At 61.6% G+C, this 26,209-nt stretch carries 26 protein-coding genes; 20 read left to right on the top strand and 6 right to left on the bottom strand.

Going from position 1 to position 26,209, the window contains the following annotated elements:
- Positions 1-31: 31 nt before the first annotated feature.
- The 18 genes from C8K61_RS09335 (at position 32) to C8K61_RS09250 (ending at position 16,632) form a co-directional block, all read left to right on the top strand.
- A complete protein-coding gene (locus C8K61_RS09335) occupies positions 32-1,246 on the top strand; it encodes an IscS subfamily cysteine desulfurase (RefSeq protein ID WP_108095973.1) in 1,215 nt (404 codons plus the stop codon).
- 47 nt (positions 1,247-1,293) lie between these two features.
- Entirely contained in the window at positions 1,294-1,680 is a 387-nt protein-coding gene (gene iscU / locus C8K61_RS09330) for a Fe-S cluster assembly scaffold IscU (RefSeq protein ID WP_108095972.1), read from the top strand.
- A gap of 30 nt (positions 1,681-1,710) precedes the next feature.
- Entirely contained in the window at positions 1,711-2,034 is a 324-nt protein-coding gene (iscA, locus tag C8K61_RS09325; protein WP_108095971.1) for an iron-sulfur cluster assembly protein IscA, read from the top strand.
- A gap of 8 nt (positions 2,035-2,042) precedes the next feature.
- Positions 2,043-2,564 carry a co-chaperone HscB gene (gene hscB, locus C8K61_RS09320; protein WP_108095970.1) on the top strand — a complete coding sequence of 174 codons (522 nt, stop codon included), beginning with the start codon at positions 2,043-2,045 and terminating at the stop codon, positions 2,562-2,564.
- A gap of 42 nt (positions 2,565-2,606) precedes the next feature.
- Positions 2,607-4,472 carry a Fe-S protein assembly chaperone HscA gene (gene hscA / locus C8K61_RS09315; RefSeq protein WP_108095969.1) on the top strand — a complete coding sequence of 622 codons (1,866 nt, stop codon included), beginning with the start codon at positions 2,607-2,609 and terminating at the stop codon, positions 4,470-4,472.
- Entirely contained in the window at positions 4,472-4,813 is a 342-nt protein-coding gene (gene fdx, locus C8K61_RS09310) for an ISC system 2Fe-2S type ferredoxin (protein WP_108095968.1), read from the top strand. The genes hscA and fdx overlap by 1 nt, the downstream gene beginning before the upstream one ends.
- Before the next feature lie 14 nt (positions 4,814-4,827).
- Complete coding sequence (gene iscX, locus C8K61_RS09305; protein WP_108095967.1) at positions 4,828-5,028, top strand: Fe-S cluster assembly protein IscX; 201 nt, start codon at positions 4,828-4,830, stop codon at positions 5,026-5,028.
- Positions 5,029-5,141: 113 nt separating this feature from the next.
- Positions 5,142-5,573: a nucleoside-diphosphate kinase gene (ndk, locus tag C8K61_RS09300; protein WP_108095966.1), complete on the top strand. Its 432-nt coding sequence runs from the start codon at positions 5,142-5,144 to the stop codon at positions 5,571-5,573.
- A gap of 25 nt (positions 5,574-5,598) precedes the next feature.
- On the top strand, positions 5,599-6,747 hold the full coding sequence (rlmN, locus tag C8K61_RS09295) for a 23S rRNA (adenine(2503)-C(2))-methyltransferase RlmN (protein ID WP_108095965.1): 1,149 nt from the start codon (positions 5,599-5,601) through the stop codon (positions 6,745-6,747).
- A gap of 12 nt (positions 6,748-6,759) precedes the next feature.
- Entirely contained in the window at positions 6,760-7,515 is a 756-nt protein-coding gene (gene pilW / locus C8K61_RS09290; protein ID WP_108095964.1) for a type IV pilus biogenesis/stability protein PilW, read from the top strand.
- Positions 7,515-8,531, top strand: coding sequence for a RodZ domain-containing protein (locus C8K61_RS09285; protein ID WP_108095963.1), 1,017 nt, complete (start codon positions 7,515-7,517; stop codon positions 8,529-8,531). Before pilW ends, C8K61_RS09285 begins: the two co-directional genes overlap by 1 nt.
- 2 nt (positions 8,532-8,533) lie before the next feature.
- Positions 8,534-9,646, top strand: coding sequence for a flavodoxin-dependent (E)-4-hydroxy-3-methylbut-2-enyl-diphosphate synthase (gene ispG, locus C8K61_RS09280; RefSeq protein WP_108095962.1), 1,113 nt, complete (start codon positions 8,534-8,536; stop codon positions 9,644-9,646).
- A gap of 21 nt (positions 9,647-9,667) precedes the next feature.
- The gene (hisS, locus tag C8K61_RS09275) at positions 9,668-10,957 is read left to right on the top strand and encodes a histidine--tRNA ligase (protein ID WP_108095961.1); all 1,290 of its coding nucleotides are present in this window, start codon (positions 9,668-9,670) and stop codon (positions 10,955-10,957) included.
- Positions 10,958-10,998: 41 nt separating this feature from the next.
- A complete protein-coding gene (locus C8K61_RS09270; protein ID WP_108095960.1) occupies positions 10,999-11,640 on the top strand; it encodes a tetratricopeptide repeat protein in 642 nt (213 codons plus the stop codon).
- On the top strand, positions 11,633-12,787 hold the full coding sequence (gene bamB / locus C8K61_RS09265; protein ID WP_108095959.1) for an outer membrane protein assembly factor BamB: 1,155 nt from the start codon (positions 11,633-11,635) through the stop codon (positions 12,785-12,787). Before C8K61_RS09270 ends, bamB begins: the two co-directional genes overlap by 8 nt.
- Positions 12,788-12,918: 131 nt before the next feature.
- Positions 12,919-14,391: a ribosome biogenesis GTPase Der gene (der, locus tag C8K61_RS09260; protein WP_108095958.1), complete on the top strand. Its 1,473-nt coding sequence runs from the start codon at positions 12,919-12,921 to the stop codon at positions 14,389-14,391.
- Positions 14,392-14,686: 295 nt separating this feature from the next.
- Complete coding sequence (locus C8K61_RS09255) at positions 14,687-15,835, top strand: pyridoxal phosphate-dependent aminotransferase (RefSeq protein ID WP_108095957.1); 1,149 nt, start codon at positions 14,687-14,689, stop codon at positions 15,833-15,835.
- Complete coding sequence (locus C8K61_RS09250) at positions 15,823-16,632, top strand: amidohydrolase (RefSeq protein ID WP_108095956.1); 810 nt, start codon at positions 15,823-15,825, stop codon at positions 16,630-16,632. The genes C8K61_RS09255 and C8K61_RS09250 overlap by 13 nt, the downstream gene beginning before the upstream one ends.
- A gap of 122 nt (positions 16,633-16,754) precedes the next feature.
- Here C8K61_RS09250 and C8K61_RS09245 read toward each other — a convergent pair whose 3' ends face one another.
- Positions 16,755-19,349, bottom strand: a complete 2,595-nt coding sequence (locus C8K61_RS09245; RefSeq protein WP_108095955.1) for a glycosyltransferase — start codon at positions 19,347-19,349, stop codon at positions 16,755-16,757.
- A 356-nt stretch (positions 19,350-19,705) separates the two neighbouring features.
- Here C8K61_RS09245 and tcdA point away from each other — a divergent pair, with 356 nt between their 5' ends.
- Together tcdA and C8K61_RS09235 are read left to right on the top strand one after the other, a co-directional pair.
- Positions 19,706-20,512 carry a tRNA cyclic N6-threonylcarbamoyladenosine(37) synthase TcdA gene (gene tcdA, locus C8K61_RS09240; RefSeq protein ID WP_108095954.1) on the top strand — a complete coding sequence of 269 codons (807 nt, stop codon included), beginning with the start codon at positions 19,706-19,708 and terminating at the stop codon, positions 20,510-20,512.
- 130 nt (positions 20,513-20,642) lie between these two features.
- Entirely contained in the window at positions 20,643-21,812 is a 1,170-nt protein-coding gene (locus C8K61_RS09235; RefSeq protein ID WP_108095953.1) for an alpha/beta hydrolase, read from the top strand.
- Here C8K61_RS09235 and C8K61_RS09230 read toward each other — a convergent pair.
- From C8K61_RS09230 to dapC, 5 genes are all read right to left on the bottom strand, one after another.
- Entirely contained in the window at positions 21,809-22,213 is a 405-nt protein-coding gene (locus tag C8K61_RS09230) for a SufE family protein (protein WP_108095952.1), read from the bottom strand. The two genes, C8K61_RS09235 and C8K61_RS09230, sit on opposite strands and share 4 nt — an antisense overlap.
- Complete coding sequence (locus C8K61_RS09225; RefSeq protein ID WP_108095951.1) at positions 22,210-23,415, bottom strand: aminotransferase class V-fold PLP-dependent enzyme; 1,206 nt, start codon at positions 23,413-23,415, stop codon at positions 22,210-22,212. Before C8K61_RS09225 ends, C8K61_RS09230 begins: the two co-directional genes overlap by 4 nt.
- Before the next feature lie 107 nt (positions 23,416-23,522).
- Positions 23,523-24,557 carry a 2,3,4,5-tetrahydropyridine-2,6-dicarboxylate N-succinyltransferase gene (gene dapD, locus C8K61_RS09220; protein ID WP_108095950.1) on the bottom strand — a complete coding sequence of 345 codons (1,035 nt, stop codon included), beginning with the start codon at positions 24,555-24,557 and terminating at the stop codon, positions 23,523-23,525.
- A gap of 94 nt (positions 24,558-24,651) precedes the next feature.
- Entirely contained in the window at positions 24,652-24,999 is a 348-nt protein-coding gene (locus C8K61_RS09215) for an ArsC family reductase (protein WP_108095949.1), read from the bottom strand.
- Entirely contained in the window at positions 24,996-26,201 is a 1,206-nt protein-coding gene (gene dapC / locus C8K61_RS09210) for a succinyldiaminopimelate transaminase (protein ID WP_108095948.1), read from the bottom strand. Before dapC ends, C8K61_RS09215 begins: the two co-directional genes overlap by 4 nt.
- Positions 26,202-26,209: the final 8 nt, after the last annotated feature.

The raw sequence follows: 26,209 nt of genomic DNA, 5'->3' as shown, positions 1-26,209 counted from the left end.
TGATTGGCCTACACCTGATTAGGAGACATCAATGAAATTGCCGATTTATCTCGATTACTCCGCGACAACACCGATCGATCCACGTGTTGCGCAGAAAATGAGCGAATGCCTGCTGGTCGACGGTAACTTCGGTAACCCGGCCTCGCGCTCCCATGTTTTTGGCTGGAAAGCCGAAGAAGCGGTAGAGAACGGTCGCCGGCAGGTGGCTGAGCTGGTTGGTGCTGACCCGCGCGAAATCGTCTGGACCTCCGGTGCCACCGAGTCCGACAACCTCGCTATCAAGGGTGTCGCGCACTTCTACAAGAGCAAAGGCAAACACATCATCACCTCGAAGATCGAGCACAAAGCGGTGCTCGACACCACGCGCCAGCTGGAGCGTGAAGGTTTCGAAGTGACCTATCTCGACCCGCAAGAAGATGGCCTGATCACCCCGGCCATGATCGAAGCGGCTCTGCGCGAGGACACCATTCTGGTGTCGATCATGCACGTCAACAACGAGATCGGCGTGATCAATGACATCGCGGCCATTGGCGAGCTGACCCGCTCGCGCGGTGTGTTGTTCCATGTCGATGCGGCACAGTCCACCGGCAAGGTCGAGATCGACCTGAGCAAGCTGAAGGTCGACCTGATGTCGTTCTCGGCGCACAAGACCTATGGCCCTAAGGGCATCGGCGCGCTGTACGTCAGCCGTAAGCCACGTGTACGTCTGGAAGCTCAGACCCACGGTGGTGGCCACGAACGCGGCATGCGTTCGGGCACCCTGGCGACCCACCAGATCGTCGGCATGGGCGAAGCGTTCCGTATCGCCAAAGAAGAAATGGCCCAGGAAAACCAGCGCATCGCGGCCCTGAGCGAGCGTTTCTTCAAGCAGGTTGACGGTCTGGAAGAGTTGTACGTGAACGGCAGCAGCACCGCGCGCGTTCCACACAACCTGAACCTGAGCTTCAACTATGTGGAAGGCGAGTCGCTGATCATGGCGCTCAAGGACCTGGCCGTATCGTCCGGTTCGGCCTGCACCTCGGCTTCCCTTGAGCCTTCGTACGTCCTGCGCGCCCTGGGCCGCAACGACGAACTGGCACACAGTTCCATCCGCTTCACCTTCGGCCGTTTCACCACCGAAGAGGAAGTCGATTACGCCGCCGCGAAAGTGCGCGAGGCCGTTACCAAGTTGCGCGAGTTGTCGCCGCTTTGGGACATGTTCAAAGAAGGTGTCGACATTTCCAAGGTGGAATGGGCGGCACACTAAGTAGCTGCCACTAGAGCGGCACCTGATGAGTTTCTGAGGAATTAACCATGGCTTATAGCGAAAAGGTCATCGACCACTACGAGAACCCGCGCAACGTCGGCAAGATGGACGCGGAAGACCCAGACGTCGGCACCGGCATGGTCGGCGCACCGGCGTGCGGCGACGTGATGCGTCTGCAGATCAAGGTCAACGATCAGGGTGTCATCGAAGATGCCAAGTTCAAGACCTATGGCTGCGGTTCGGCTATTGCTTCCAGCTCCCTCGCCACCGAGTGGATGAAGGGCAAGACCCTGGATGAAGCCGAAACCATCAAGAACACCCAGCTGGCCGAAGAATTGGCCCTGCCGCCAGTGAAAATTCACTGCTCGGTACTCGCTGAAGACGCCATCAAAGCGGCCGTTCGCGACTACAAGCAGAAGAAAGGCCTGCTCTAACCAGCAGTCGTTTGCGACTAAGGAGTTCTCATGGCTATCAGCATGACCGAAGCGGCGGCCCAACACGTACGCCGTTCCCTCGACGGGCGTGGCAAAGGTGACGGTATTCGCCTGGGTGTTCGCACCACTGGTTGCTCCGGCCTGGCCTATGTCCTGGAGTTTGTCGACGAAGCGCAAAGCGAAGACGAAGTGTTTGAAAGTCACGGCGTGAAAGTGATCATCGACCCGAAAAGCCTGGTGTACCTCGACGGCACTGAGCTGGACTTTGTCAAAGAAGGTTTGAACGAAGGCTTCAAGTTCAACAACCCTAACGTGCGCGGTGAATGTGGCTGCGGCGAGAGCTTCAACATCTGAGGCTGGCTGTGGGTACCCCTTGTCACTTTGCGTTATTTGAGCTGCAACCCAGTTTCCGCCTGGATCTTGAGCAGTTGGCGGTGCGCTACCGCGAGCTCGCGCGGACCGTGCACCCTGACCGTTTTGCCGACGCCTCCGAGCGCGAGCAGCGTCTGGCGCTGGAGCATTCCGCGAGCCTCAACGAGGCCTACCAGACGTTGAAAAGCGCACCCAAGCGGGCGCGTTATCTGCTCGGGTTGCGTGGCCATGAGTTGCCGCTCGAAGTCACGGTGCAGGATCCCGAGTTCCTGATGCAGCAAATGCAGTGGCGCGAGGAGCTGGAAGACCTGCAGGACAGCGCCGATCTGGCCGGTGTCGCCACCTTCAAGCGACGCCTGAAGGTGGCTCAGGACGAGCTCAATGACAGTTTCGCAGCCTGTTGGGATGTGACTGCACGCCATGAAGAGGCCGAGCGCCTGGTTCGTCGCATGCAGTTCCTCGACAAGCTCAGCTACGAAGTGCGCCAGCTGGAAGAGCGCCTCGACGATTAACTTCCGCGCCGCTCCAGCGGCGCGCCTGATGCGCAGACAAGCATGGCATTACTGCAGATCGCTGAACCCGGGCAAAGCCCGCAACCGCACCAACGCCGCCTGGCTGTTGGTATCGACCTGGGCACCACCAACTCGCTGGTAGCCGCTCTGCGCAGTGGCATTTCGGCGCCGCTGGCCGATGCCGATGGCGAGGTCATCTTGCCGTCCGCCGTGCGTTATCACGGTGATCGCGTCGAGGTCGGCCAGTCGGCGAAAGCGGCTGCTGCCAGTGATCCTTTTAACACCGTGTTGTCGGTCAAACGCCTTATGGGTCGTGGCCTGGCGGACGTCAAGCAGTTGGGCGAGCAGTTGCCCTACCGCTTCGTTGGCGGTGAATCTCACATGCCTTTTATCGACACCGTCCAGGGGCCGAAAAGCCCGGTGGAAGTGTCGGCCGATATTCTCAAAGTCTTGCGTTTGCGCGCCGAAGCGACTCTGGGTGGCGAGCTGGTCGGAGCGGTCATTACTGTTCCGGCGTATTTCGACGACTCGCAGCGCCAGGCCACCAAAGACGCCGCCCGCTTGGCTGGTCTTAACGTGCTGCGCCTGCTCAATGAGCCCACGGCCGCAGCGGTGGCCTACGGTCTCGATCAGAAAGCCGAAGGCGTCGTCGCCATTTATGACCTGGGCGGCGGTACCTTCGATATCTCGATTCTGCGTCTGACTGGCGGCGTCTTCGAAGTGCTGGCCACCGGCGGTGATAGCGCCCTCGGCGGTGATGATTTCGATCACGCGATTGCCGGCTGGATCGTTGAGCAAGCCGGTATCTCCGCTGATATCGCCCCGGGCGAGCAGCGCAGTCTGTTGCAGGCCGCCTGCGCGGCGAAAGAAGCGCTGACCAACGCTGATGCCGTCGCTGTCAGCTACGGCGAGTGGCGCGGTGAACTGACCCGCGCCCATTTCGATAGCCTGATCGAACCGATGCTGCAACGCAGCCTGAAATCCTGCCGCCGCGCTGTGCGCGACGCCGGCATCGAGATCGAAGAAGTTGAAGCTGTGGTGATGGTCGGCGGTTCGACCCGCGTGCCGCGTGTACGCGCCGCGGTGGGCGAGCTGTTTGCCCGCCAGCCGCTGACCGATATCGATCCGGATCAAGTGGTGGCCATCGGTGCCGCGATCCAGGCCGACACGCTGGCTGGCAACAAGCGCGATGGCGAAGAACTGTTGCTGCTCGACGTGATTCCGCTGTCCCTGGGGCTGGAAACCATGGGTGGCCTGATGGAGAAGGTAATCCCGCGTAACACCACGATTCCGGTGGCGCGCGCGCAAGACTTCACCACCTACAAAGACGGCCAGTCGGCCATGATGATTCATGTGCTACAGGGCGAGCGCGAGCTGATTAGCGACTGCCGCTCCCTGGCGCGCTTCGAATTGCGCGGCATTCCGGCGATGGTGGCGGGCGCGGCGAAAATTCGCGTGACCTTCCAGGTGGATGCCGATGGTCTGCTCAGTGTTGCCGCACGTGAGCTGGCTTCTGGTGTGGAGGCGAGCATCCAGGTGAAGCCGTCTTACGGCCTGACTGACGGCGAAATCGCCCGCATGCTCCAGGACTCGTTCCAGAACGCCGGTGACGACAAGGTTGCCCGCGTGTTGCGTGAGCAGCAGGTGGATGCCGAGCGCCTGATCGAGGCGGTGCAGGCAGCGTTGCTGGTTGATGGCGAGCGTTTGCTCGACGCCGAAGAGCGCCTGGTGATCGACCTGCAGGTGCAGGAACTGACCGAATTGATGAAAGGTACTGATGGTTATGCCATCGAGCAGCAGACCAAGCGTCTGTCGCAAGTGACCGATGCTTTTGCTGCCCGCCGCCTGGACTCGACGGTGAAAGCCGCGTTGGCGGGGCGCAATCTGAATGAAATCGAGGATATCTGATGCCGCAGGTGATTTTTCTGCCCCACCCGAAGTTCTGTCCGGACGGCATGGTCGTAGAGGCTGAGCCCGGCACGTCGATTCTCGATTTGGCGCATGAGCACCATATCGAGATGGAGAGTGCCTGCGGTGGTGTGTGCGCTTGCACTACCTGCCACTGCATCGTGCGTGAGGGGTTTGATTCGCTGGAAGAGGCCGACGAGCTGGAAGAAGACTTCCTCGATCGCGCCTGGGGTTTGGAGGCGCAGTCACGTCTGGCGTGTCAGGCGATTGTCGGCACCGAAGACATCACCGTCGAAATCCCGAAATATTCGCTTAACCACGCCGCCGAAGCGCCGCACTGATTCAAGGAACTGACATGAGTCTGAAGTGGACTGATGTACTGGAAATCGCCATTCAACTGGCAGACAGCAAACCTGACGTAGACCCGCGCTACGTAAATTTCGTTGACCTGCAGCGTTGGGTGATTGCCCTGCCGGAGTTCAGCGACGATCCGCAACGTGGTGGTGAGAAGGTGTTGGAGGCCATTCAGGCGGCCTGGATCGAAGAAGCCGACTGAATACCATCGCCGTGCGCACCACGGCTGGGCGCGAGCCCTACGCATTTACCCGGAACCCGCGTATAATTCGCGGGTTTAATTTTTGGCTTAACTCTTAGTTTCTGGAGCTTCACATGGCTGTTCAACGCACTTTCTCCATCATCAAGCCCGACGCCGTTGCTAAAAACGTAATCGGCGAGATCGTTACCCGTTTCGAAAAAGCCGGCCTGCGCGTCGTCGCTTCGAAAATGAAGCAACTGTCCAAAGCCGAAGCTGAAGGCTTCTACGCTGAGCACAGCGCCCGTGGCTTCTTCGGTGAACTGGTTGCTTTCATGATCTCCGGCCCGGTTGTTGTTCAGGTTCTGGAAGGCGAAGACGCCATTGCCAAAAACCGCGAACTGATGGGCGCTACCAACCCTAAAGAAGCTGCTGCTGGCACCATCCGTGCTGACTTCGCCGACTCGATCGACGCCAACGCCGTTCACGGTTCGGACTCCGAAGCTGCTGCTGCTCGCGAAATCTCGTACTTCTTCGCTGCTACCGAAGTAACTGCACGTACTCGCTAATTAGCGAACGGGCGAGGGTGAAGACATGACTGAAGCTACCGGCAAAATCAATCTCCTGGGTCTGACTCAGCCTGAGATGGAAGAATTCTTCGACTCTATCGGGGAGAAGCGTTTCCGTGCCGGTCAGGTGATGAAGTGGATTCACCACTTTGGCGTCGATGATTTCGCCGCCATGACCAATGTCGGCAAGGTCTTGCGCGAAAAGCTCGAGGCCCGTGCCTACATTCGTGGGCCGGAGGTGGTGAGTGAAGACATCTCCACCGACGGAACCCGCAAATGGGTAGTGCGCGTCGCGTCCGGCAGCTGTGTCGAGACCGTGTACATTCCTCAGGGCAGTCGCGGCACCCTCTGCGTTTCGTCGCAGGCGGGTTGTGCGCTGGACTGCAGTTTCTGCTCCACCGGCAAACAAGGTTTCAATAGCGATCTGACGGCGGCCGAGATCATCGGCCAGGTGTGGATCGCCAATAAGTCGTTCGGCAGTGTGCCGGCGAAAATCGATCGCGCCATCACCAACGTGGTGATGATGGGCATGGGCGAGCCGCTGTTGAACTTCGACAATGTGGTCGCCGCCATGAAACTGATGATGGACGACCTCGGCTACGGCATCTCCAAGCGCAAGGTGACCCTGTCCACCTCCGGCGTGGTGCCGATGATCGACAAGCTTGGTGAAGTCATCGACGTGTCCCTGGCCCTGTCGCTGCACGCACCCAACGATGCGCTGCGCAACACGCTTGTGCCGATCAATAAGAAGTATCCTCTGGCGGTGTTGTTGGCTGCCTGCAAGCGTTATGTGGCGCGCCTCGGCGAGAAACGCGTGTTGACCATCGAGTACACCTTGCTCAAAGACGTCAACGACCGCACCGAGCACGCGGAGGAGATGATCGAGTTGCTCAAGGACATTCCTTGCAAGATCAACTTGATTCCGTTCAATCCTTTCCCCCATTCCGGTTACGAGCGGCCGAGCAACAACAGTATTCGTCGCTTCCAGGACCTGCTGTATAAAGCAGGGCACAACGTCACCGTGCGCACCACGCGCGGCGAAGACATTGATGCCGCCTGCGGGCAACTGGTTGGCCAGGTCATGGATCGTACCCGCCGTAGCGAGCGCTACATCGCGGTGCGCCAACTGAGCAACGAGGCTGACGCTCCACATACCGCTGCAAACCGAACCTAAGGTAGGACACCTATGACATTGCGCACTGCGCTGCTGCTTCTGTTCACTGGCTTACTGTTTGGCTGTGTCTCAACGGGTCATGTCGATCCGATGAAAACCGACAAAGGGCGTGATGAAGCGCGTGATGCGTACATTCAGCTGGGTATCGGCTACCTCAACCAGGGCAATACCGAACAAGCCAAGGTGCCGTTGAAAAAGGCCCTTGAGCTCGACCCTGGCAACGCCGACGCCAACGGCGCACTGGCGATTCTGTTCCAGAACGAAATGGAGCCTGAACTGGCCGACGAACATTTTCGCAAGGCCATTTCCAGCCGCCCCGATTCGCGCTTCCTGAACAACTACGGCGCCTTTCTGTATGAACAGGGTCGTTACGCCGAAGCCAAAGAGCGCTACCTGCAAGCGGTCAAAGACAACATGTATCCCGAGCGTTCGCGGGTATTCCAGAACCTCGGTCTGGTGTCGCTGAAACTCAATGATCGCGCCGAAGCCAAGCAGTACTTCGAGCGTTCGATCCGTCTCAACAAGCGTCAGGCCCGTCCGCAACTGGAGCTGGCCAAAATGGCCTATGAAGACAAGGAGTACGTGCCCGCGCGCAAGTATTACGACGCCTTCAGCAAACTCACCGAGCAGAACGCTGAAAGCCTGTTGCTGGGCGCGCGTCTGGCGAAAATCTTTGATGACCGGGACAAAGCGGCAACCCTCGGTCTGCAGCTCAAACGTCTTTATCCCGGCACGCCGGAATACAAGCAATACATGTCGGAGCAATGATGAAAGCGGTGCATCCCGAAGCTCTAGCTGTTTCTCGCAGCAACCCAGGCGAGACACTGCGTAAGGCCCGCGAGAACAAGAACTGGTCGCTGGCTGATGTCGCCGGCCAGCTCAACCTGACCAGTCAGCGCCTGACTCAACTGGAAGCTGGGCAATTCGACCTGCTGCCCGGGCATACCTTTGCCCGTGGTTATGTACGTGCCTACGCCAAACTGCTGGGCATGGACCAGACCCTGATCGTCCAGGAGTTCGACCAGTACACCGGCACCAATGCCTCCGGCAGCGCCGTGCATGAGCTGGGCCGAATCGAAGAGCCGATGCGTCTGTCGCAGAACTTGCTGCGTCTGGTGTGCTTCCTGTTGCTGCTGGCCTTGGCCGGTGGTGGGTTTTTCTGGTGGCAAGATCAGTCGGCCAGCCGCGGCGGCGAAACCGCCGGCATCAGCCTGGGCCATGTCGAAGTGGACGGTGCCGATGGCACCACCGAAATCCACCCGCTGGATGAGCCCGAAGACCAGGCCGTGGCAGACGCCGAAGGCCTGCAAGAAGGTACCCCGGCCGAAGTGTCGCCGGAATTGGCGGCGCAACCGGAACACCCGGCTGCCGCTCCCGAAACACCCGCCGCCGCACCAACTGCCCCTGTTGCCAGCGCTCCAGCAGCGGTAGCGCCCACCGCGCCAGCTCCTGTTGTCGCGGCGCCAAGCGCAACGGTTGCCGCTCCAGCACCAGCACCAGCAGCACCTGCCGCTCCGGCAGCGCCGGTGGTGGCCGCTGCAGGCGAGGGCGTGGTGGCGATGGATTTTTCCGCTAACTGCTGGATCCAACTCACCGATGGCAACGGCAAAGTGGTCGTCAGCGGCCTGAAACGTGCCGGTGAAAAACTCGAAGTTTCTGGCAAGGCGCCGCTCGAGCTGCGCTTGGGTTACGCCCGTGGCGCCCAGGTGCGCTACAACGGTCAGCCGGTCGATGTGGCCACGTTCACCAGTGGTGAAACCGCCCGTATCAAGTTGGGACAATAACCATGCACGCCGAATCGCCAATCATCCGTCGCGTCTCGCGCAAGATCTGGGTCGGGTCCGTACCTGTCGGTGGTGATGCGCCGATTGCAGTGCAGAGCATGACCAACAGCGACACCTGCGATGTCGCTGCCACCGTGGCGCAGATCCTTCGCCTGGAAGAAGCCGGCGCCGATATCGTGCGCGTTTCGGTGCCGGACATGGACGCCGCCGAAGCCTTCGGCAAGATCAAGCAGCAGGTCAACGTGCCGCTGGTTGCCGACATCCATTTCGATTACAAAATTGCCCTGCGCGTAGCTGAGCTGGGCGTCGACTGCCTGCGCATCAACCCGGGCAACATCGGTCGCGAAGACCGGGTCAAAGCCGTGGTTGAAGCTGCCCGTGACCGCGGCATTCCGATCCGCATCGGCGTCAACGCCGGTTCGCTGGAAAAAGACCTGCAGAAAAAGTACGGCGAACCGACTCCGGAAGCCTTGGTGGAATCGGCGCTGCGCCATGTCGAGCACCTCGACCGGCTGAACTTCCCCGACTTCAAAGTCAGCGTGAAAGCCTCCGACGTGTTCATGGCTGTCGCCGCCTACCGCCTGTTGGCCAAGCAGATCGAGCAACCGTTGCACCTGGGTATCACCGAAGCCGGTGGCCTGCGTTCCGGTACGGTGAAATCCGCTGTGGGCCTGGGCATGCTGCTTGCCGACGGAATTGGCGATACCATCCGCATCTCCCTGGCGGCAGACCCGGTGGAAGAGGTCAAAGTCGGCTACGACATCCTCAAATCCCTGCGCTTGCGCTCGCGTGGCATCAACTTCATTGCCTGCCCGAGCTGCTCGCGACAGAACTTCGACGTGGTGAAAACCATGAACGAACTGGAAGGGCGCCTGGAAGACTTGCTGGTTCCGCTGGACGTGGCCGTAATCGGCTGTATCGTCAACGGCCCCGGTGAAGCCAAAGAAGCCCATATCGGTTTGACCGGTGGTACGCCAAACAATCTGGTGTACATCGATGGCAAGCCCGCTACCAAACTGACCAATGACAATCTGGTGGACCAGCTCGAACAGCTGATCCGGCAGAAAGCGGCCGAAAAGGTCGAAGCCGACGCAGCGCTGATCGCCCGTGGCTGATAAGAACTCTAAGGATTCTGTGTGAGTAAGTCCCTGCAAGCCATCCGTGGCATGAACGACATCCTGCCGGAGCAAACCCCGCTCTGGCGTTATTTTGAAAACAGCGTGGCGCGCCTGCTTGATGGCTATGGCTATCGGCAGATCCGCATGCCCATCGTTGAAGCCACCGAGCTGTTCAAACGCTCGATCGGCGAAGTAACCGATATCGTCGAAAAAGAGATGTACACCTTCGACGACCGCAACGGCGACTCCCTGACCCTGCGCCCTGAAGGCACTGCCAGCTGCGTACGCGCGGTGCTGGAGCATGGTATTTCCGGTGGCGGTCAGGTGCAGAAACTCTGGTACATCGGCCCGATGTTCCGCCACGAGCGTCCGCAGAAAGGCCGTTATCGCCAGTTCCACCAGATTGGCGTGGAAGTGTTCAACCTCGACGGTCCGGACATCGATGCCGAGCTGATCGTGCTCACCTGGCGTCTGTGGGGCCTGTTAGGCATCCGCGACGCGGTAAAGCTCGAACTCAACAGCCTGGGCACCAGCGAGGCGCGTGCTACTTACCGCGAAGCCCTGGTGGCCTATCTGTCGGCACGTGCCGACCAGCTCGACGAAGACAGCAAGCGCCGTCTGCTCAGCAACCCGCTGCGCGTGCTCGACAGCAAAGTGCCGGAAACCCAGGCCCTGCTCACCGATGCGCCGAAGCTCGCCGACTACCTCGACGACGCCTCCCGCCTGCACTTCGAAGGGCTCAAGGCGCGTCTGGACGCCGCCGGCATTCCGTACGTGCTGAACACCAAACTGGTGCGTGGTCTGGATTACTACAGCAAGACCGTTTTCGAATGGGTCACCGACAAGCTCGGCGCCCAGGGCACTGTATGTGCCGGCGGCCGTTACGATGGTCTGGTCGAGCAGATGGGCGGCAAGCCCACGGCCGGCGTCGGTTTTGCTATGGGCATCGAACGTCTGATCCTGCTCCTGGAAACCCTGGAAAAGGTCCCGGAAGAAATTGCTCGTCAGGTGGATGTGTACCTCTGTGCGTTTGGCGATGCTGCCGAACTCGCCGGGCTGCAACTGGCTGAACGTCTGCGTGACCAGTTGCCGGGCGTGCGCCTGGTGGTCAACGCCGGAGCTGGCAGCTTCAAGAGCCAGCTGAAGAAAGCCGACAAGAGCGGTGCGCTGTTCGCTGTGGTACTGGGCGAAGACGAACTGGCTCAGCAAGTGGTAGGTTGCAAACCGCTCCGTGGTCAGGGCGAACAAGAAACTATTGCCTGGGATGCTCTGGCCGAGCACCTGGAAGCCTGTTTAAAACAGAACTAATCAACAGGTTCGAGCATTCAGCGAGTTTAAGGAGCATTGGCGTGTCGAGTACCGAAGACGAACAACTGGCGGACATCAAGGACTGGTGGAACCGCAACGGCAAACCGCTGTTGACCGGTGGCGTACTGGCCCTGGCCGTAGTAGTGGGCTGGAACACCTGGCACAAATACCAGGCCACCCAGGCGCAGAATGCCTCGGTGCTCTACCAGCAATTGCTGGAAACCACCTTTGATCCGTCCGGCAAACCGGATGTGGCCAAAGTGGCGGACCTGTCCAACAAGCTCAAAAGCGAATTCGCCGGCACTTACTACGCTCAGTACGCCAGCCTGTTTGCCGCCAAGACTGCGGTCGACAATGGCAAACTCGACGATGCGGTTGCCGAACTGCAAAGCGTGATCGCCAAGCCGGTGGATGCCACCGTCGGCGAGTTGGCGCGTCAGCGTCTGGCCCGTGTTCTGGCTGCTCAGAACAAGGCCGAGGAAGGTCTCAAGCTGCTGGATGGCGACGCCGAAAAAGCGTTCATTGCCAGCCGTGAAGAGCTGAAAGGGGATCTGCTGGTGAAAGTCGGCCGTGCCGACGATGCTCGCAGTGCCTACGAGAAGGCCAAGGCAGCCCTGTCCGATGAAGCGGCAGTGGGTGGCTTGCAAATGAAGCTCGACGATCTGGCCAAAGGGGATGCGTGAAGTGATGCGCTGGAAATATGCCGCACTGTTGGCCCTGGCCGTTCTTGCCACGGGTTGCAGCAGCACTAGCAAGAAAGAATTGCCACCGGCTGAACTGCCGGACTTCACCGAAGAAGTCGAGCTGCACAAAGAATGGAGCCGCTCGGTCGGCGACGGCCAGGGCGACACCTTCAACATGCTGGTACCAGCTGTTGATGGCGACAGCATCTTTGCCGCCGACGTGAACGGCGAAGTCATGGCAATCAACCGCTTCTCCGGCGACAAGCTGTGGGAAACCGATCTCGACCTGCCGGTCTCCGGTGCCGTTGGCGCGGGTAGCGGCCTGGTTCTGGTTGGCACCCTGAAGGGCGAAGTGGTTGCCCTGGACGGCGCTACCGGCGAAGAGAAATGGCGCGCCAAGGTCACCAGCGAAGTGCTGGCAGCCCCGGCCACCAACGGTGATGTGGTTGTCGTGCAAACCCAGGACGACCGCGTGATCGGCCTCGATGCCAGCACCGGCTCGCAGCGCTGGATTTACGAAAACACCCCGGCGGTACTGACCCTGCGTGGCACGGGTGCACCGCTGGTTAATGACCGTCTGGCCTACGCCGGCCTGTCCACTGGCAAGGTGATCGCCCTCGACACCCAACGTGGCCTGCCCGTTTGGGAACAGCGCGTAGCTGTGCCGCAAGGCCGTTCCGAGCTGGATCGCGTGGTGGATATCGACGGTGGTCTGCTGCTTTCGGGCAACACCCTGTATGCCGTGACCTACAACGGTCGTGTCGCCGGTCTGGACGCGAGCAACGGTCGCATCATCTGGCAGAAAGAAGCCTCCAGTAACGTCGGTCTGGCGGAAAGCATCGGTAACGTTTACCTGTGCCTGGCCAACGGCACCGTAGAAAGCGTCGATGAGCGTTCTGCTTCCTCGCTGTGGAGCAACGATGCGCTGGCTCGCCGTCAGCTGTCGGCGCCGGAAGTGTTCTCCAGCTACGTGGCGTTTGGTGATTTCGAAGGTTACTTGCACCTGGTCAGCCAGGTAGATGGTCGTTTCGTCGGGCGCACGCGCATCGACAGCGACGGTCTGCGTGCCCGGCCATTGGTGGTCGCCGATTGGCTCTATGCTTTCGGTAACAGCGGAGAGCTGGTTGCGCTGACCATCAAGAAGTAGGCCCCACCGCGCTGAGGCCGGCTCCGCAGGGGGCTGGCATCAGGCAGTGAGGCCTGCGCAACAATGAGTTCGGCCGCTGCCGTTTGACGGTAGCGGCCTTTGTATTTTCTGCAATTGAGTGGAGGGGCCGTATGGTTCCCGTAATCGCCCTGGTGGGCCGTCCTAACGTCGGCAAGTCCACCCTGTTTAACCGCCTGACCAGAAGTCGCGACGCCATCGTCGGCGACCTGGCTGGTCTGACCCGTGATCGCCAGTACGGTGAGGCCAAGTGGCAAGGGCGAACCTACATCCTGATCGACACCGGTGGTATCTCCGGTGACGAGCACGGCATGGACGAAAAGATGGCCGAGCAATCGCTGCTGGCCATCGAAGAAGCCGACGTGGTGCTGTTCCTGGTGGACTCGCGCGCCGGCTTCACTGCCGCCGACCAGATGATTGGCGAGCACCTGAGAAAGCGCAACAAGACCTCCTACGTGGTCGCCAACAAGGTCGACAACATTGACCCGGACCTGGCCCGCGCCGAGTTCTCGCCGCTGGGTATGGGCGATGCGATTCCGATTGCCGGCGCCCACGGTCGCGGTATCGCGCAGATGATGGAAATCGCCCTGGGCGGTTTCCCGAAAGATGCCGAAGAACCGGAAGAGGGCGAAGTCGAGGAAGACGTCGCCGAAGGTCAGGAAGCCAAGCGCATTCCCGGCCCGAGTGAAAAAGACGGGATCAAGATCGCCATCATCGGCCGTCCTAACGTCGGCAAGTCGACCCTGGTCAACCGCATGCTCGGTGAAGATCGGGTAATCGTTTATGACCAGCCCGGCACCACCCGTGACAGCATCTACATTCCCTTCGAACGTAACGAAGAGAAGTACACCCTGATCGACACCGCCGGGGTGCGTAAACGCGGCAAGATCCACGAGGAAGTGGAAAAGTTCTCGGTGGTGAAAACCCTGCAGGCGATCAAAGACGCCAACGTGGTGATCTTTGTCATGGACGCCCGCGAAGGGGTGGTCGACCACGACCTCAACCTGCTGGGCTTTGCCCTGGAGTCGGGGCGCGCCCTGGTGATCGCCCTGAACAAATGGGACGGCATGGAGCCAAGCGAACGTGACTACGTGAAGACCGAGCTGCAACGCCGGTTGTTCTTCGTCGACTTCGCTGACATCCACTTCATCTCGGCGCTGCACGGCACCGGCGTCGGCAACCTGTACCAGTCGGTGCAGAACGCCTTCAAGTCGGCCGTTACCCGCTGGCCGACCAGCCGCCTGACGCAGATTCTCGAAGACGCCGTTAGCGAGCACGCCCCGCCCATGGTCGGCAGCCGCCGCATCAAGCTGCGCTACGCCCACTTGGGTGGCGCCAACCCGCCGCTGATCGTGATCCACGGTAACCAGGTGGAGGCGGTGCCCAAATCCTACGTGCGCTACCTGGAAAACACCTACCGGCGCGTGCTGAAGCTGGTCGGTACGCCGATCCGCATCGAGTTCAAAGGCGGCGAGAACCCGTACGAAGGCAAGAAAAACACCCTGACCGATCGCCAGGTCAACAAGAAGCGCCGCTTGATGTCGCACCACAAGAAGGCAGACAAGAAACGCCGCGACAAGAAGTGAGTTCGGCAGCGATCGGCTGCGCGTCGGCATGGCTCGATCTTGAGTTGTGGGGCTGCTGAGATCGGTAGATCAAAAGCATCGAGGCCGAAGCCTCTCCCACCTGGACAACGTTATTTGTGGGAGAGGCTTCAGCCTCGATTCCTGCAAACGGCGAGTTCTAACCGGAGCGGTGAAAAGGTTCTAGCGATATGCCAAAGGGCACCTCCGGGTGCCCTTTTTCATGCCCGGTCGATCCGTTATTCTGCCTGTCCTTATGGCTGCAGCCGTGCCATGACCGGTCGAACAGGAAGGCGTGATGATCACCAGCAAGTTGCCCAACATCGGCACCACCATCTTCACTCGCATGTCGCAGTTGGCCAATGAGGTGGGCGCGCTCAACCTCTCCCAGGGCTTTCCCGATTTCGATGGCCCGCAAGCCTTGCTCGATGCCGTTTCGCGTCATGTGCAGAGTGGCCATAACCAATACGCGCCAATGACTGGTCTGCCAGCATTGCGTGAGCAAGTGGCGGCGAAAATCGCCAGCTGCTACGGCCGCACCGTCAGCGCCGACAGCGAAATCACCATCACCCCCGGTGCCACCCAGGCGATCTTCTGCGCGATTCAGACCCTGATCCGCGCCGGTGATGAAGTGATCGTCTTCGACCCCAGCTACGACAGTTACGAGCCTTCGGTGGACCTCGCTGGTGGCCGCTGCGTGCACGTGCCGCTCAGCCAGCCGGACTTTGCCATCGACTGGCAACGCCTGAGCGATGCCATCGGCCCACGCACCCGCCTGATCATCCTCAACAGCCCGCACAACCCCAGCGGTGCGTTGATCACCCGCCGGGAGCTGGACCAACTGGCGGAGCTGATCCGCGGCCGGGATATCTACCTGATCAGTGACGAGGTGTACGAGCACCTGGTATTCGACGGCGCCCAACACGACAGCGTGCTGGCCCACGAGGAGCTGTATCAGCGCGCCTTTGTGGTCAGCTCGTTTGGCAAGAGCTACCACGTTACCGGCTGGAAAACCGGCTACGTGGTGGCGCCACCGGCGTTGAGCGCCGAGCTGCGCAAGGTGCACCAGTACGTCAGCTTCTGTGGCGTTACGCCGCTGCAATGGGGCCTGGCCGATTTCATGGCGGCCAACCCGCAGCACGTCAGCGAGTTGCCGGCTTTCTACCAGGCCAAGCGCGATCTATTCTGCGACCGCCTGGAAAACTCGCGCTTTCGCTTCACCCGCGCCGCCGGCACCTTCTTCCAGTTGGCCGACTATTCGGCCATCCGCGATGACCTCAATGACGTGGCCATGGCCGAATGGCTGACCCGCGAGCACGGCGTGGCGGTCATCCCGATTTCAGTGTTCTACCAAGAAGCGCCGAAAGACCTGCGCCTGGTGCGCTTCTGCTTTGCCAAGCGGGAAGAAACCTTGATTCAGGCGGCGGAGAAGCTATGTCAGATCTGAACCTGGGGCGCGCCATAAAAGACCTGCCCGACCTCAAGCTGGCCCTGGTGCAAACCACCCTGGCCTGGCACGACCCGGCCGCCAACTTCGCCCATTTCGAGGCCCTCCTTGAGCAGGCTCGTGGCGCCGACCTGATCGTCCTGCCGGAAATGTTCACCACCGGCTTCTCGATGGACTCCGAAGCGTTGGCAGAGCCGGAGGAGGGCGCCAGTTACGCGTGGCTGCGCGCCCAGGCCCAACGCCTGAACGCCGTGGTCACCGGCAGCGTGATCATCCAGGCCGCCGATGGCAGCCACCGCAATCGCCTGTTGTGGGCGCGCCCCGATGGCAACGTGCTGCACTACGACAAACGCCACCTGTTCCGCATGGCCGGCGAGCACAAGCACTACAGCCCCGGCGAACGCCAGATGCAGATGGAGTTGCACGGCTGGCGCATCCGCCCGCTGATCTGCTACGACCTGCGCTTCCCCGTGTGGAGCCGCGACCCCCACGACACCGACCTGCTGCTGTACACCGCCAACTGGCCGGCTGCGCGCCGTTTGCACTGGAACCGTCTGCTGCCCGCCAGGGCCATCGAAAACCTCTGCTACGTGGCCGCCGTGAACCGCGTGGGCAGCGATGGCAAGGGTCACCCCTACAGCGGTGACAGCCAAGTGCTCGACTTCCAGGGTGAGGCACTGCTGGACGCGCAAGACGCCGACGGCGTGTTCTGCGTAACGCTCAAGGCCGCCGACCTGGCCGCCTACCGCGAGCGATTCCCGGCGCATCTGGATGCCGATCCGTTTCACATTGACTGAAAAGTATCGCGGCTAAAGCCGCTCCTACAGGAGCACGCTATCCGTAGGAGCGGCTTCAGCCGCGATGCATCTCCCCATAAAAAAGGGCAGCCACCGGGCTGCCCTTTTTCATTTCTACCGCATCACTCAGCCAACGCCACTTCCGGAGCTTCCGGCGGCTTGGGCAGGGACGACAGCAGCGCCATGATCAGCGCCGCCAGGTAAGGCAGGGACTGCACCAGCAGCATCGCTACCCAGAACTTCACGTCGTTGCTCGGGAAGCCCTGGACGATACCGATGCCGATCGCCGCGCCCCACAGCAGCAGCATGATGAACACCTCTTCACGCGCCTCGGCCATGGCCACCATAAAGCCGTGGCTGGAGCGCATTTTCGGCGTGCGGAAGAACGGGATGCTGGTGGTGAAGAAGCCGTACAGCACCGCTTTGGCGATGGTGTGCGACAACGCCAGGCCGGCCAGCGCCGCGCAGAACGCATCCTTCAGGTTGACGCCAACGGCGCGCTGGTAGAGGAACACGATCTTGCCGAACTTGAAGAAGAACAGTGCCAATGGCGGGATCGCGAAAATCAGCAGCGGTGGGTCGACTCGTTGCGGCACGATGATCATCGCCGCCGACCACAGCAGGGCACCGGCGGTGAAGAAGATGTTCAGGCCGTCCGCTACCCACGGCAGCCAACCGGCCACGAAGTGGTAACGCTGACCGCGTTTGAGCTCGGTGTCTTTGCCGCGGAACAGCTCGCGGGCGTGGCCTTTCATGATCTGAATGGCGCCGTAAGCCCAACGGAAGCGCTGCTTCTTGTAGTCGATGAAGGTGTCTGGCATCAGACCCTTGCCGAAGCTGTCGTAGGCGTAGGCCGCAGAATAGCCCTTCTCGAACACCCGCAGACCCAACTCGGCGTCTTCGCAGATGGTCCAGTCGGCCCACTTCAGCTCGTCCATCACGGTACGGCGAATCATGGTCATGGTGCCGTGCTGAATGATCGCGTCGCGGTCGTTGCGGGTGACCATGCCGATGTGGAAGAAGCCTTTGTACTCGGCGTAGCAGAGCTTTTTAAAGGCGCTGCCGTCCTGGTCGCGGTAGTCCTGTGGCGACTGCACCACGGCGATTTTCGGGTCGGCGAAGTGCGGCACCATGTGCTTGAGCCAGTTCGGGTCAACGCAGTAGTCCGAGTCGATCACTGCCACCACTTCAGCATCCGGCGCGGTGTGCGGCAGGATGTAGTTCAGCGCGCCACCTTTGAAGCCATGCAGCGGCGCCACGTGGAAGAAGCGAAAGCGCGGGCCCAGAACATTTTCACAGTAGGCCTGCACCGGTTCCCATACCGCCGGGTCCTTGGTGTTGTTGTCGATGATCAACACTTCGAAGTCCGGGTAATCCAGTGCCGCCAGCGCGTCGAGGGTCTGTTTGACCATCTCCGGAGGCTCGTTGTAGCACGGCACGTGGATCGACACTTTCGGCCGGTAGGTGCTGTCGCCGATCACCGGATTGAACGGCCGGCGACGTTTGTGTACCCACACCGCTTCAGCCAGTTCGTGGGCTTCGGTGAGCAGCACGATAAATACGCCGATCGCGCCGATACCGAGCAACAGGCCCACCGTCAGGCTGAACCAGGTGCTGTATTGCTGGCTGTAGTCGTAGCCGATCCACACCAGCACCGAACCGCCGGCAAACGCTACGAAGGTCAGGAAGGTGCGGCCACGTTGACGCAGGGCGCTGCCGTCGATCAGCAGCAACGCCAGGGCCAGCATTGCCAGCACCACCGAGCCGATGGCCAGCACGCGCCATTGCGGAATGGCAACCACCGGGCCTTCAAAGGCGAACTTCTGCTGGCGTGCGGCGTTGAACACGCCCCAGTACGCGCCTACCGAACCTTCGTCGCTGGCCTTCCACGGTTGGTCGAAGGCTTCGATGACGAAGTAGTTGTAGCCCTTGGCGTTCAGGGTATTGACCAGCGTGCGCAGGTAAATGGCCTGGTCCGCCTGGGTGGCATCCGCACCACCGCGCATGCGGCCGTTGCTCGGCCAGCCCACTTCGGAGAGCAGCAGCGGTTTTTTCGGGAAGATGCGCTTCAGGTCGCGCGCACGGTCGAGCACGAACTGGGTGGAATCTTCCATGGGAATGAATTCCCAGTACGGCAGGATGTGCGCGGCCACCAGGTCGGTGTGCTTGGCCAACTGTGGGTATTTTTCCCAGATGTGCCATTGCTCGGAGGTGGTCACCGGCACTTTCACTTGCGCGCGGACGCGGTCAAGGAAGGTGATCAGTTGCTTGGTGGTGACTTCGCGGCGGAACAGCGCCTCGTTACCCACCACCACCCGCACAACACTGCGCGAGGAATTGGCAATCTCGATACCGCGTGCGATTTCGCGCTCGTTGCGCTCCTCGTCCGGGCTGATCCAGATCCCCAGGGTCACCCGCAGGCCGAATTCTTCGGCGATTTTCGGGATGTCGCCCAAGGTGCCATCCACCGAATAGGTGCGGATGTTGTCGGTGTGTTTGCTCAGCAGTTCGAGGTCTTCCCGAATCTGCTCGTCGCTCGGGTATTGATCCTTCTGCGGGTTCTGATCGAGACGGAACGGCGAGAAGGAGAAACCGGAGATCTGCTCGGGCCAGTCCGGGGCTGTGACCGGACGGTTGTACAGCGCCCATATGCCGGTGAAGAGCGCGGCGATTGCCACGAATACCACCAGGTTGAGTCCAAATTTACGCGATGACATAGACGTTTCAGGTTCCAAAGGGTGGAACGGAGAGATGCCGGCGAGCGCCGGTCGGCGCGCATCCTACTCCGGCGTCAAATGGCTGTATAGCTCCGCCATATAGCCCGGTTTTATTGCCCGCCAACCTTGGTCAGCACCGCCTGTTTTTAGTTCTGCGCCGACCCAGCAAAGCTGGCGATTTACTAGCACTTTGCGGGTGTAAGTGCCGGTGGCAGTTAAGCATAGGCAAGCATCGCTGCGCACGCGTTGAACCATACTTGAACAACCAGCGTGGCATGCGCCGGTGACGCTTCATATAATGCGCGCCGATTTGCCGGACGCGTCCTTATATAAGGGGGCGGTATAGAGGTGGTGTGATGAGTACAGATGAACAACGCTTTGGCGGCATCGCCCGCCTGTACGGCCGTGACGGCCTGGCCCGCCTGGCGGCCGCCCATGTGGCGGTGGTCGGCATTGGTGGCGTCGGTTCGTGGACTGCCGAGGCGTTGGCGCGCAGTGGCGTCGGCGAGATCTCGCTGTTCGATCTGGACGATGTCTGCGTGACCAACACCAACCGGCAGATTCACGCCCTGCAGGGCTCCATCGGCCAATCCAAGGTCGAGGTGATGGCCGAGCGCATTCGCGCCATCAACCCCAACTGCGTGGTGCATGCGGTCAGCGACTTCGTCACCCGCGAGACCATGGCCGAGTACATCACCGTGCAGTTGGACTGCGTGATCGACTGCATCGACAGCGTTAACGCCAAAGCCGCGCTGATTGCGTGGTGCAAGCGGCGCAAGATCCAGATCATCACCACGGGCGGCGCGGGCGGGCAGATCGACCCGTTGCTGATCCAGGTTGGCGACCTGAACAAAACCGTCAACGATCCCCTGGCCTCCAGCGTGCGTTCGGCGCTGCGCCGTGACTACGGCTTTTCCCGCACCCAGGGCCGTCACTACAGCGTGCCGTGCGTGTATTCGCGCGAGCAGCTGCGCTACCCGAAACCCGATGGCAGCATCTGCCTGGAGAAGAAGTTCGTCGGCGACGGGGTCAAGCTCGACTGCGCTGGCGGCTTTGGCGCGGTGATGATGGTCACCGCCACCTTTGGCATGGTGGCCGCCGCCAAGGCTGTGGATAAGTTGGTGGCCGGCATTCGCCGGCCCTCGGAGCGCGCGCCCGGCTAACACGTATCGTAGGAGCGGCATGTATCAGGAAATTTACCCGCCGATTACCCAGTCATTACCCGCTTTTCACAGCGTTTGAGGCACACTGCGCAAGCCCCCGGTTCGCCGGTTTTTTTCGCGGATACCTTGCATGTCCAAACATTCTTTTCAGGCCTGCCGTCTGCCTGTCGCACTGGTGCTTGCCACTGCCTTGCTAGGCGCCTGCGCCAGCAAACCCAACGATTTGCGTAACCCCCACGAGTCCATCGCGGCCTTCGCCGAAAAGTCTTATCAGTCGCCTCAGCATGCTCCCAGCCAGGGATGGGATGCCGCGTTCACCGTGGCCGAACAGCCCGTGGACGTCAGCTGGTTGGCGCCGGCCCAGGCGTCGGCTGCTGCGCCCTTGGTGGTGTATCTGCCGGGCCTGGGCGAGGGCGCCAGCGCGGGCCTGCAATGGCGCCGCACCTGGGCTGAAGCCGGCTACGCGGTGGTGTCGATCCAGCCGCAGGAATATGGCCGTGCCGTCTACTCCAGCAGTGAGGCGAAAGCCGGTACGTTCCGTGGCATCGCCCAGCGCGCTTATTCCGATAAGGCCCTGAAGGCGCGGATTGCGGTGGTGCAGCAAGTGCTCAACGAGCTGCGCGTGCGCGGCCAGGCGAGCGACCCGCAAGTGGCGGGTGTCGATTGGAACAACGTGGTGATCGCCGGTTATGACCTCGGTGCACAGACCGCCGCCGCCTTGGCAGGTGACAGCCTTCTCAAGGGCTGGCAACCGAAAGCGGTGATTCTGCTCAGCCCTTATGTCGGTCCCGGCAGCCCGGTGGCGCGGGTGGACGTGCCGCTGTTGAGCGTGACCGGTCCACACGACGAAGACCCCTTCAGTTGGGTGGACTCGCCCGAGCGGCGTTTGGCCATGTGGCGCGGTAATCCTAATCCGGGCAGCTACCAGCTGATTTCCAAGAATGCCCAGCACCAGTTGTTCAGCGGTTCGCTGGATGAGCTGCCAGGGCCGGATGAGGGAGGCCATCCTCGTCCGCAACGGGATGCCGATCTGGCACCGGGTGCGGGCGGTCGCGACGGCACCAGTGGCATACCGGGCGCAGACGGTGGCGAAGCGCCAAAACGGCGGCCGCGTCCGGACACCATGGGCCATGGTCAGGACAGCATGAACTGGTTCGATGCCCGCCAGATCGCCAACGTGCAGACGGTCAGCACGGCGTTTCTGGATGCTACGGTTCGCCGTTCCCCTGAAGCCAAAACGTGGCTCGGCCAGGATGCCACCCAGGCAATTGGCCAGGCCGCCACACTCGAGGTGCGTTAAGCGGTCAGTTCAGCCATGCGTTTCAGCACGGCCTGCAGGCCGTTGCTGCGCGAAGGCGAAAGGTGACGGGCCAGACCCAGCTGGGTAAACCAGTGGGTCAGGTCGAGCGCCTGTAACTGCTCGGCGGGCAAGCCGTTGACCCGCACCAGCAGCAGCGCCAGCAGACCACGAATCAAGCGGGCATCGCTGCTGGCGCGAAATTGCCAGTGGCCATCGCGGTAATCGCCCACCAACCACACCTGACTTTCGCAGCCGTCGACCCGATTGGCCTCGCTGCGCTCGTCGTCGCTCAGCGGCGCCAACTGCTCGCCCCAGGCCATTAACAAACGTGCGCGTTGCTCCCAACTGGCAGGTTCGCTGAAGGTGCGCAGCGCCTCTTCAGCAGCTGCGGGCAGGCTCACTGGAGAATCTCCAGGGCCTGATCGAGGGCAGCGAAGAAGCGCTGCAAATCGCTGCTGTCGTTGTACAGCGCCAACGACACGCGAATCGCGCCGGGCAAGCCCAGGCCACGCAACAACGGCATCGCACAGTGGTGCCCGGCACGTACGGCAATGCCCTGTTCGGTGAGCAGATGAGCGAGGTCGGCGCTGTGCACGTCGTCCACCACAAAGCTGGCCAGGGCGGTTTGCGGCGCGCCGAGAACGCGCACGTCGCTGCGGGCGGCAAGGCCACTAAGCAGTTCTTGGTGCAGGGCGGCCTCATGGGCCAGGACCGCGTTGTTATCCAGGCTGGCCAGGTAATCCAGGGTCGCGCCCAGGCCGATCACGGCTGATACCGCGGGCGTGCCGGCTTCGAAGCCGAGCGGCGCCGGACGGAATTTGGCTGTGTAGTAGTCGGTCTGCAACAGCATCTCGCCGCCGAACTGCCAGGGCAGCACGCGCTGCAAAGTCGCGGCGCGGCCGTAGAGCACACCGACGCCATCCGGGCCATAAAGCTTGTGACTGGAGCAGACATAGAAGTCGCAGCCCAGTTGTTGCATATCGTGGCGGCCATGGACCACACCCTGGGCGCCGTCGACCACGGTGATCGCGCCATGGCTTCGGGCGATGGCTAGCAGTTCGGCCAGTGGTTGCCAGCTGCCGAGCACGTTGGACAGTTGGCTGACCGCCAACAGGCGGGTGCGTGGGCCGATCAGGTGGTTGGCAGCCACCAGGTCAACCTGGCCGGCTGCGGTGATCGGCAGCACGATCAGCGCCAGGTCACGGCGCTGCGCCAGTTGTTGCCAGGGCAGCAGATTGGCGTGGTGTTCGAGGGCGCTGATGACGATCTCATCGCCTGGGTGGAAGTGTTCCTCCAGGCCATAGGCGAGCAGGTTCAGCGCCTCGGTGGCGCCGCGGGTGAAGATGATTTCATCCTGGCTGACGGCATTCAGCCAGCGCGCGACCTTGCCACGCGCGTCTTCAAAGGCTCGGGTGGCGCGTTCGCCGGGCAGGTGCTGGGCACGGTGCACATTGGCAGCGCCAGCGCTGTAGTAACCCAGCAGGGCATCGAGCATGGCCTGGGGTTTCTGCGAAGTGGCGGCGCTGTCGAGATAGGTCTGGCCTTCGGCGGCGAGGGCCGACAGGGCAGGGAAGTCCGCACGCCAGGGAGAGGTCAGCGACATAACGGGTTCCAAGGTAGGGTGTGCTGTGCGCACCAGGCGATTGGTTGGCGTACGCCATGGTGCGCACAGCACACCCTACGGTCGATTAACCGTAGGGTGTGGCGCTATCAGTTATGCGCGTGCAACGCGGCGTTCAGCTCGATCGCGGTTTTGTGCGATTTGGCTTCCACCGCGCCAGTCTGCGAGTTGCGGCGGAACAGCAGGTCCGGCTGGCCAGCCAGGTCACGGGCCTTGAGCACTTTTACCAGTTGGTTCTGGTCGTCCAGTAGTGCCACTTTGGTGCCGGCGGTGATGTACAGGCCCGACTCCACGGTATTGCGATCGCCCAATGGAATACCGATACCGGCATTGGCGCCGATCAGACAGCCTTCGCCCACGCTGATGACGATGTTGCCGCCACCGGACAGGGTGCCCATGGTCGAGCAACCGCCGCCCAGGTCGGAACCCTTGCCGACGAATACGCCCGCCGATACACGGCCTTCGATCATGCCCGGGCCTGCGGTGCCGGCGTTGAAGTTGATGAAACCTTCGTGCATGACGGTGGTGCCTTCGCCCACATAGGCGCCGAGGCGGATGCGCGAGCTGTCAGCCAGACGCACGCCAGCCGGCACCACGTAGTCGGTCATTTTCGGGAACTTGTCCACCGAGAACACTTCCAGCAGCTCGCCCTTCAGGCGTGCTTCCAACTGACGCTCGGCCAGTTCGCTGAGGTCGACGGCGCCCTGGCTGGTCCAGGCCACGTTCGGCAGCAGCGGGAAGATGCCGGCCAGGCTCAGGCCGTGCGGCTTTACGAGGCGGTGAGAGAGCAGGTGCAGCTTCAGGTAGGCCTCGGGGGTGGAGGTCAGGGCTGCGTCTTCAGCCAGCAGGGTGGCCACCAGCGGGCGCTGGCTTTCGGCCAGGCGGGTGAGCAGGGCGGCTTGCGCGGCGTCGACGTTTTTCAGCAGGTCGGCCAGTTCGGTGGCCTGGTTGCTGGTGAAGGCGATGGCCTGGTTGCCACCTTGGTAGCCGAGCTTTTCGCTGACCTTGGCAACCAGGTCGCTGGCCGGGTTGAGCAGTGGCTGTGCGTAAAACACTTCTAGCCAGTTGCCTTCGCGGTTTTGGGTGCCGACGCCGAAGGCCAGGCTGAACAGGGAATTGGACATGGTGTTTCCTCTTGCTGAATTAGGTCGACGCGCCGGATGGCGGCGGCTGTCACGGTGTTTTGTTCCGCCTGCCTGGTCGTGGCCAGGCAGCGGTTTATTTGAATGCGGCGGTGTACAGATCGGGCTTGAAGCCGAGCAGCGTCTTGCTGCCCAGGTCCAGCACCGGACGCTTGATCATCGAAGGCTGGGCCGCCATCAGTTCAATCGCCTTGGCTTGGTCGAGGTCGCTTTTGTCAGCGTCGCTCAATTTGCGAAAGGTGGTGCCGGCGCGGTTCAGCACGCTTTCCCAGCCATGTTCGCTGCACCATTGCTGCAGGTGCTCCCGGTCGATGCCCACGGCTTTGTAGTCGTGAAAGGCGTAGTCGATCTGGTGCTCGTCCAGCCAGGTGCGGGCTTTTTTCATCGTGTCGCAGGCTTTGATGCCGTACAGGGTAATGCTCATGCGTGTGCCTTGTTCTGAATGAAGGCGCGGATCCGCGTAGCGGCTTCCACGCACTCGGCCAGCGGTGCGACCAGGGCCATGCGCACACGGCCTGCGCCCGGGTTGAAGCCCTCGACTTCGCGCGAAAGATAGGAGCCCGGTACCACGGTGACGTGTTCTTCAGCGAACAGCTCACGGGTGAACTGGGCATCGTCCATCGGCGTTTTTGCCCACAGGTAGAAACCGCCGTCCGGGCGTTGTACGTCCATCACCGGCTGCAGGATATCCAGCACGGCGTCGTATTTTTCCCGGTACAGGTCGCGGTTGGCGCGCACGTGGGCTTCGTCATTCCAGGCGGCCACGCTGGCCAGTTGGGTTTGTACCGGCATGGCGCAGCCGTGGTAGGTACGGTACAGCAGGAATGATTTCAGGATTGCGGCATCGCCGGCCACGAACCCGGAGCGCAGGCCCGGCAGGTTGGAGCGCTTGGACAGGCTGTGGAACACCACGCAGCGGGCAAAGTCGCTGCGGCCCATGGCGGCGCAGGCACTGAGCAGGCCGGCCGGTGGGTTGGCTTCGTCGAAGTACAGCTCGCTGTAGCACTCGTCGGCGGCGATCACGAAGTCGTACTGGTCGGCCAGCTTGATCAGCTTTTGCAGGGTGGCTTGCGGAATCAGCGCACCGGTAGGGTTGCCGGGGGAGCACAAAAACAGGATCTGACAGCGCTGCCAGACGTCGGCCGAGACGGCGTCGAAGTCCGGGTTGAAGCCGTTTTCTTCCAGGCACGGCAGGTAGTGCGGCTTGGCGCCGGCCAGCAGGGCTGCGCCTTCGTAGATTTGATAGAACGGGTTGGGGCTGACCACCAGGCCGTCGTCGCTGCGCTGCACAACGGTTTGGGTGAAGGCGAACAGCGCTTCGCGGGTGCCATTTACCGGCAGCACATGCCTGGCCGCGTCCAGCCAGCCGGCAGGCACGTTGAAACGGCGCTCGCACCAGGCGGCGATCGACTCGCGCAGGGCTGGAATACCCAAGGTGGTCGGGTACACGGCGAGCTGGTCGAGGTTATCGCTCAGGGCCTTGGCGACGAAGTCCGGCGAGCGGTGTTTGGGTTCGCCAATCGACAGCGCAATCGCCTTCTTCTCAGCCGGCGGCTGGGCGCCGGCCAACAGGGCGCGGAGCTTCTCGAAGGGGTAGGGCTGCAGGTTGTTCAGGGCGTCATTCATGTTCGGGC

The sequence above is a fragment of the Pseudomonas sp. GV071 genome, from assembly GCF_003050835.1.
GTDB lineage: Bacteria > Pseudomonadota > Gammaproteobacteria > Pseudomonadales > Pseudomonadaceae > Aquipseudomonas.
The sequence above is the reverse complement of the archived record's forward strand: the minus strand, read 5'-3'. Positions and strand labels throughout refer to the sequence as shown.